This window comes from Komagataeibacter europaeus LMG 18890, from assembly GCF_000285295.1.
Taxonomy (GTDB): domain Bacteria; phylum Pseudomonadota; class Alphaproteobacteria; order Acetobacterales; family Acetobacteraceae; genus Komagataeibacter; species Komagataeibacter europaeus.
On the sequence record NZ_CADP01000168.1, the window covers coordinates 1 to 4,249 of the forward strand.

A 4,249-nucleotide genomic window follows, 5' to 3' on the forward strand; every position below is an offset into this window, starting at 1 on the left:
CTGTGTCAGGCGGGCTTTCTGTCCCCCGCCATGACGATCCACAAGGCCATCCGGGCCATCCGCATTGAAACGCAGCACCCAGTCACGGATACTCTGACGGTCTGTCCCCGCAAGCAGGGCCGCCTCGCCGCGCGAGGCGCCATCATAAATCGCCGCAAGCGCCAACAGGCGACGCGACTGACCCGCATGCCGGCTTCTGCGCGCAAGGCGTCGCAACTCCGAACTATCATGATCGTCACGCAGGGATAGAGGGCTGCCCATCCAGAATGCCTCCTTCAGAGAATGGTCTGCATCCTATGAATCACATTTTTAAACCGATGGGTACCCCGTGAGTCAGGCCAAACAATGGTTGGTATCAGATGTCCCGGCGCGCTATCCAGCAGGTCACTATCCAGCGCGAGCAGCACATCCGCCTGTCGCGGATCGACAATAACCGCGGCAGGTGCGCCATAAGCCAGACCAAGGCCCCGCGTTACATTCTCACGCCCGATCGCATCCCATTCATGCCATACCGCACCGGGGAAAGCGGCAAGGATCCGTTCAATCGTCCGGCCCAGCGTGGGAGACGTGACCGTACCGGTCAGGATACGCAGCCCCTCGCCTGCATGGGTACTACCGGCGCGTGGGGTCATGGCGGTTGCGCGCATCTTCTGCATGGCGGCAGCCAGATCCGGCCATGAGGTCGGCATGCCTTTGTGGAGCGGACCCGTGGCGCGGTCGGGATCATAAAAATCGTAAATCAGCGCCTGGGCCATCACATCCGTGGCGCCCAGGCTGCTGGGGTGGCCGGGATTGCCCTCTACCTTGATCGGCCGCCCCATCTGGTGCGTGACCAGAATTCCCTCCGCATAACCATCACGCACATGAGCAGTGGCGTAGACATTGGGCAGACCGGGCACCACGCCTTCCGCTGCGCGCACGGCCGAAACGAAGCCCCGGTCAGGCGTGCCGGGGTCACAGCCGGCCACCCCGCCACTGGCCAGCGCAAGCCCCAGCAACTTGAGCATGCGCCGCCGATCCAGCGTGTGGGACAGCGCGGATTCAAGCTGGGGAAAATGGCGGACGAGCGCCCTGTCCGACATTTCGATGGCGGTGCGTGGCGCTTGCCCTACCGGTGGCATATCGAGCATTCCGTAAGGTTACGCCTGCCAAGATGATACCGTGCCATCAAGGCGGGTGCGCCCGGTGTGTCGGGGCCGGGGTGCCAGTCCGTGTCAAATATGTTTTCCGCCGGGCGCAGGTTCGGACCGGGGTTGCGATGGCAGTTCACACAGAACTGCATCGTCAATGTTTTTGCCTTGTAGGTCAGCGGCATGGCGGCAACATTGCCGTGACAGCTTTCACAGCCCACCCCTTTGGCGACATGAATGCTGTGATTGAAATAGACATAGTCCGGCACATTGGTCACCCGCTGCCAGGTCATGGGGGTGTTCCTTAGCAAACTGTCGCGAACGGCCGCGAGCACTGCGGCATTCGTCCAGATCTGTGAATGGCACGTCATGCAGGTAAAGGTTGGGGGCAGGCTGGCCTGCGCGCTGCGTTCCACGCTGCTGTGGCAGAAGCGACAATCAAGCCCCAGACCAGCCACATGATGCTGGTGGCTGAAAGGAACCGGCTGTTCGACAGCCCAGCCCACATGCCGGTCATAATCGGAATACGGCCATGCAAACCACAGCAGGCACACACTTATGACCACACAGGCAATGACGGCCAGGCATGTCGTCATGATGATATTGGCGCGGGAGGTGAACGGTGCTCCCATCAGTTTGCGTTCCATCTGTGATGGCGGCCTTCTGGACCGGGCTTTATCTGGTCACAGGCAGGCACGCGGCACGCTCGAGGCATCCCCCGGACAGAACGTCACTGCCGAAAAAAACGATCCCATCACAAGGCGGTGAATACCGCCGTATCGACAGCCGAGATTGCATTGGCCACCATGCCATCGTGCCATCGGCTTCCGGACTGTCGGTTGGGAGTGTAAAGGCCTGCGCCGTGACGCCATCGATCTGTAAACCCGGGCGCCTCACGATTTTCCTGCAGGCAGGAAGGACGCCAGCATTTCCTTTGCCGAACCAAGCAGAACACTGGCCCGCTCCGGTTCCGTAGGCAGTGATGACAGGAAGGCCTTGGCCTGCTGTAGGGTGATATGCGGCGGCAGGGGTGGCACGTTAGGGTCGGTGCGGGCTTCAAGGATAACAGGGCGGTCGGCGCCTAGTGCCTCTTCCCACGCCGTGGCGACATCATCGGGATTGTCCACATAGATGCCCTTCAGCCCAAGTAATTCTGCATACCGATGATAGGGAAAATCAGGGATGGACTGGGTTGATTCCGTCTTGCCCTTGCCAAGCTGGATGCGTTCTTCCCATGTCACCTGATTGAGATCCTGATTATTCAGCACCAGGACGATCAGCCGGGGATTGGACCATTGCTTCCAGTATTTGGAAATCGTGATCATGACGTTCAGGCCATTCATCTGCATGGCCCCGTCGCCCATGCAGGCAATGACCGTGCGTTCGGGATAGGCCATCTTGCCTGCCATGGCGTAAGGCGTCCCCGCCCCGAGGGAGGCAAGGCCGCCTGAAAGTGATGCCTTCATGCCCCGGCGCATTTTCAGGTCGCGCGCATACCAGTTGGCGACGGAGCCGAAATCCGCAGTAATAATGGCGTTTTCCGGCAGGCGGGGCGAAAGTTCCCAGAACACGCGCTGCGGGTTAAGCGGCTGGGCGCTGGTCATGGCGCGGGCTTCCAGCACTTTCCACCACTGGGCCACTTCCTTTTCGATATGGGCACGCCATGAGCGGTCACTGTTGTGATGAAGCAGCGGGATCAGGGCGCGCAATGTCGCGGCGCTATCGCCCTGCAGGTTGACCTCCATCGGGTAACGCAGGGACAGGTTGGCGCCATTGATGTCGATCTGCACCCCGCGTGCCCGACCGGGTTTTGGCAGGAATTCGCTGTAAGGGAACGATGACCCCACCATAAGGAACGTGTCGCATTCCTTCATCAGATCCCATGACGGCTTCGTGCCCAGCAGTCCGATCGAACCGGTGACGAAGGGCAGTTCATCGGGCACGGCCGCTTTTCCCAGCAGTGCCTTGGCAATCCCTGCCCCAAGGATTTCCGCGATCTGGAGCAACTGGTCCGTTGCCTCCAGCGCACCCGCGCCGGCCAGGATCGCAACCTTTTTGCCGGTATTGAGTATTTCGGCCGCAGCACGCAGGGCTGCCTCCTCGGGCACCTTGCTGCCGATTGTCGTGCCGATGCCCGTATGGGTCGAACCATGGGCCATTGGCGGGTCGGCATAGGGCAGTTCCTGCAGGTCATTGGGCACGATCACGACCGTGGGGGCGCGTTTGTCGCGTGCGATCCGCACGGCCCGGTCCAGCGCATGGCGTATCTGCGATGGTTCGGTCACGGTTACGATGTATTCGCACGCCACATCCTTGCACAGCGATTGCAGGTCCACTTCCTGCTGGTAATTCGTGCCAATCGCCGTGCGGGCCTGCTGGCCCATGATCGCCACCACACCGACATGGTCCAGCTTGGCATCATACAGCCCGTTCAGCAGGTGGATGGCACCGGGGCCTGATGTTGCGAAACACAGCCCCACCTGCCCGGTAAACTTGGCATGGGCTGCTGCCATGAACGCCGCCATCTCCTCATGTCGCACCTGAACGTATTCAACATTGCCCGCATCCACTTCGCGTTGCAGGGCCACGTCTATTCCGCCTGCCCCATCGCCCGGGTAACCGTAGGCGCGCCTGAGACCCCATTCCTGAAGGCGTTTCCATAAGAATTCGCTGACATTCATTTCGGGGGTCTCCTGTCGGATACATCTGGCCAACGCCGAAAATTCGAAGGGGTTATACCAACCATTGTTTGGTCTGACTCACGGGGTACCCATCGGGTTAAAAATGTGATTCACAGGATGCAGACCATTCTCTGAAGGAGGCATTCTGGATGGGCAGCCCTCTATCCCTGCGTGACGATCATGATAGTTCGGAGTTGCGACGCCTTGCGCGCAGAAGCCGGCATGCGGGTCAGTCGCGTCACCTGCTGGCGCTTGCGGCGATTTATGATGGCGCCTCACGCGGCGAGGCGGCCCTGCTTGCCGGGACAGACCGTCAGAGTATCCGTGACTGGGTGGTGCGTTTCAATGCGGATGGTCTGGATGGCCTTGTGGATCGTCATGGCGGGGGACAAAAAGCCCGCCTGACACAGGAGATGCTGTCTGCCTTGAAAACCCGGC

General features: G+C 60.6%; 5 protein-coding genes. 1 reads left to right on the forward strand and 4 read right to left on the reverse strand.

The window, feature by feature from the left end:
- The 4 genes from GEU01_RS19710 to GEU01_RS19725 form a co-directional block, all read right to left on the reverse strand.
- Nucleotides 1–261: helix-turn-helix domain-containing protein (locus tag GEU01_RS19710; RefSeq protein WP_026018662.1), on the reverse strand; the 261-nt coding region annotated here is incomplete at its 3' end.
- Nucleotides 262–275: 14 nt separating this feature from the next.
- Nucleotides 276–1,121 (reverse strand): molybdopterin-binding domain-containing protein, encoded by an 846-nt coding sequence (locus tag GEU01_RS19715; protein ID WP_019087424.1) that lies wholly within the window; start codon nucleotides 1,119–1,121, stop codon nucleotides 276–278.
- Entirely contained in the window at nucleotides 1,109–1,762 is a 654-nt protein-coding gene (locus GEU01_RS19720; RefSeq protein ID WP_026018895.1) for a cytochrome c3 family protein, read from the reverse strand. Before GEU01_RS19720 ends, GEU01_RS19715 begins: the two co-directional genes overlap by 13 nt.
- 261 nt (nucleotides 1,763–2,023) lie before the next feature.
- Complete coding sequence (locus tag GEU01_RS19725; protein ID WP_019087426.1) at nucleotides 2,024–3,811, reverse strand: thiamine pyrophosphate-requiring protein; 1,788 nt, start codon at nucleotides 3,809–3,811, stop codon at nucleotides 2,024–2,026.
- A 149-nt stretch (nucleotides 3,812–3,960) separates the two neighbouring features.
- On the opposite strand from GEU01_RS19725, the gene GEU01_RS19730 reads away from it, so the two are divergent.
- Nucleotides 3,961–4,249 (forward strand): helix-turn-helix domain-containing protein (locus GEU01_RS19730; protein ID WP_026018896.1); only part of this gene is annotated, 289 nt, incomplete at its 3' end.